At 47.8% G+C, this 515-nt stretch carries 1 rRNA gene; it reads left to right on the forward strand.

The annotated features are described in order from the left end of the window. A 23S ribosomal RNA gene (locus KJQ99_RS09580) occupies positions 1–515 on the forward strand; the annotation flags it as partial.

The following is a 515-nucleotide window of genomic DNA, read 5'->3' on the forward strand; positions in this document are numbered from 1 at the left end:
GTCTTCGGATGGAAGGAAGAATTGCTGATGCCGTCGAGCCAAGAAAAGTTTCTAAGTTTAGATAATGTTGCCCGTACCGTAAACCGACACAGGTGGGTGGGATGAGTATTCTAAGGCGCGTGGAAGAACTCTCTTTAAGGAACTCTGCAAAATAGCACCGTATCTTCGGTATAAGGTGTGGTTAGCCTTGTATTAGGATTTACTCCGAAGGCAAGGAAACTTACAACAAAGAGTCCCTCCCGACTGTTTACCAAAAACACAGCACTCTGCTAACACGTAAGTGGATGTATAGGGTGTGACGCCTGCCCGGTGCTCGAAGGTTAATTGATGGGGGCAGCAGCAATGCGAAGCTCTTGATCGAAGCCCGAGTAAACGGCGGCCGTAACTATAACGGTCCTAAGGTAGCGAAATTCCTTGTCGGTTAAATACCGACCTGCATGAATGGCGTAACGAGATGGGAGCTGTCTCAAAGAGGGATCCAGTGAAATTGTAGTGGAGGTGAAAATTCCTCCTAC

The sequence above is a fragment of the Campylobacter sp. 2018MI13 genome (genome assembly GCF_018501135.1).
Classification (GTDB): Bacteria; Campylobacterota; Campylobacteria; order Campylobacterales; family Campylobacteraceae; genus Campylobacter_E.